This is a genomic window from Paenibacillus sp. P4_A7 (genome assembly GCF_056402455.1).
This window is the reverse complement of sequence record NZ_JBFUHJ010000615.1, coordinates 1-2,616: the sequence shown is the minus strand read 5'-3', so window position 1 is coordinate 2,616 and position 2,616 is coordinate 1. Positions and strand designations below refer to the sequence as shown.

At 45.9% G+C, this 2,616-nt stretch carries 3 protein-coding genes; 2 read left to right on the top strand and 1 reads right to left on the bottom strand.

Features of this window, described 5'->3' with window-relative positions:
• Nucleotides 1-424: LysR family transcriptional regulator (locus AC1DWN_RS31935; RefSeq protein ID WP_477562872.1), on the bottom strand; the 424-nt coding region annotated here is incomplete at its 3' end.
• Between the two features lie 117 nt (nt 425-541).
• On the opposite strand from AC1DWN_RS31935, the gene AC1DWN_RS31930 reads away from it, so the two are divergent.
• Both AC1DWN_RS31930 and AC1DWN_RS31925 read left to right on the top strand, forming a co-directional pair.
• Nucleotides 542-1,417, top strand: coding sequence for a 3-hydroxyacyl-CoA dehydrogenase family protein (locus tag AC1DWN_RS31930; protein ID WP_477562871.1), 876 nt, complete (start codon nt 542-544; stop codon nt 1,415-1,417).
• Nucleotides 1,418-1,441: 24 nt separating this feature from the next.
• The coding region (locus tag AC1DWN_RS31925) for an acetyl-CoA C-acetyltransferase (protein WP_477562870.1) at nt 1,442-2,616 on the top strand (1,175 nt) is incomplete at its 3' end.

Genomic DNA, 2,616 nt, shown 5'->3' with positions numbered 1-2,616 from the left:
CTATTAACCCTTCTATTAGAAGCTGTTCAATCCTCTTTCCTCCCTCCTCTACGAGATGGATGTCAATATCCGGATACTGTTGGTGGAATTTAGAAATAACCTTAGGAAAGAAGCTCGCGCCAATGACTGGCGGCAGCCCGAGCGTAAATTGTCCTTTTCTCATCTCAGTCAAATCCGTAACAGCTGTAAGCAGATTTTGCTTAGCAGTCAGGATGGTTTGGGCATGAATTTGTACCACTTTTCCCGCATCAGTCAGATCAACATGGCGTGTGGAACGATTGAGCAGTACTACGCCCAGTTCATCCTCTAGGTTTTTAATCATTTTGCTGAGCGTAGGTTGGGACAAATATATCGCTTGGCTTGCCTTAGAGAAACTGCCATGATTGGCCACTTCGAGAAAATAACTAAGCTGTCGAATATCCATCGCTTCATCACTGCCTTATTTATAGATATTGGGAATAAATGATATTCAATATATGTATTTTACCTATAAATTTACAGTGTGTACAATAAGGATATCTTATTTATCAGGGAGGCATCTATGATTAAAAAACTTGCTGTTCTAGGATCTGGGACAATGGGAGCCGGGATTGCTGTTCTGTTCGCGGAGCACGGCTTCGAGGTAGCTTTGTATGAACCAGCAGGAAAAACGTTTCCTTCCATTGATCCGAGAATTCATTTTTATAACGATTTAGAGAAAGCGGTTACAAATGTAGATTTAATTGTAGAGGCCGTTCCTGAGCAGCTGGAGATCAAACTTGAAGTGTTACATCAGTTAACAAACATAATCTCTGATCATACGATCGTCGCCTCCAACACCTCTACCTTTTCGCTTCAAGCTTTGGCAGAAAACTTACCTTTCTCCAATCGGCTTATTATTACTCACTTCTTCAACCCTRCGAATCTAGTTCCATTGGTAGAGATCGTTTCACTGCCGACAACCCCTCCTCTAATTGTTGAGGAAATTGTTGCCCTTATGTATAAATGCGGAAAAACGCCAATTGTTCTGAACAAAGACATTCCCGGCTTTATTGCAAATCGTCTACAAGCAGCGTTGCTGCGAGAAGCATTATACCTGCTTGAAAACGGCATTGCCGACTCCTTCCAAATAGACTCTGTAATCAAAGATGGGCTCGGGCTTCGATGGGCATTTAAGGGTCCATTTGAAGTTGCGGATCTTGGTGGACTGGATGTATGGGCTAAGGTCACTGGTCACCTATTCCCTGAGCTGAGCACAAGCACTCACGTTCCTGAATCACTGCTGACAAAAGTGGTTCGTGGAGAGCTCGGACTGAAGAGYGGTAAAGGCTATTACAACTATGAGGATCCCATCGAGACAACGGAGCAAATGAAAAATAACTTGGAGCATTTAGTTTACTTAAAAAAGAAAGTTTTAACGTCAATCGATGACGTTTAAAGAAGATAAGGAGAAGTGAGAGTTATGACAGCAAATCCGGTCGTAATCGCCAGCGCAGTAAGAACACCCGTCGGCAGCTTTAACGGCATATATAAGGACGTTCCCGCAATCCAATTAGGTGCGGCGGCTATCGCCGAGGCGATCAGTCGTGCGGGTATTGAACCTATTGAAGTCGATGAAGTCATCATGGGCAACGTCCTGCAAGCTGGGCTTGGGCAGAATCCGGCCAGGCAAGCGGCGCTCATCGCCGGTATTCCCGTAGATGTTCCAGCAATGACCATTAATAAGGTTTGCGGATCGGGAATGAAGGCTGTTAGCTTGGCATATAACTCCATCCTGTCAGGTGATTGTGAAATCGTCGTAGCCGGAGGAATGGAAAATATGACCCTCGCCCCTTACCTGCTGCAAAATGCCCGTTCCGGCTACCGGATGGGGAATCAGACCGTCACCGATTCAATGATGAGTGATGGACTATGGTGCGCGACAAATGATTACCACATGGGAATTACTGCAGAGAACATCTGTGCCAAATATGGTTTTACGAGAGCAGAACTCGATCTTTATGCAGCAGAGAGCCAGCGGAAAACTAAAGATGCTATAGCCGCAGGACGATTCACCGAAGAAATCATCCCTATGAATATCCCTCAAAGAAAAGGTGCATCACTCACCGTTACTGTGGATGAATCTCCACGTCCGGATACCACTCTCGAAGCACTCTCTAAGCTGAGGCCTGCTTTTAAACCGGATGGACTCCTAACGGCTGGCAACTCTTCTGCTATTAACGATGGTGCAGCAGCACTTATTCTAATGTCTGAACGACGTGCGACCAAGCTCGGAATTGAACCTCTTGCCATCATCCGCGCCCACGCCTCCGTAGGGGTTGATCCGGCGATGATGGGATTAGGTCCAGTCCCCGCTACCGAACGGGCGCTTGTGAAATCAGGTCTCGTCATGAAGGATATAAATCTGCTTGAGGTGAACGAAGCTTTTGCAGCTCAATCTTTGGCTTATATAACGAGTTTCGACTTTGATCCAACTATTATGAATGTCAATGGAGGAGCTATTGCATTGGGTCACCCAATCGGAGCCAGCGGGTCCCGTGTCATGGTTACGTTATTGCATGAATTAAAGCGTAGAGGGCAGCGATATGGTTTGGCGACCTTATGTATTGGCGGCGGTCAAGGAATTGCAACAGTTGT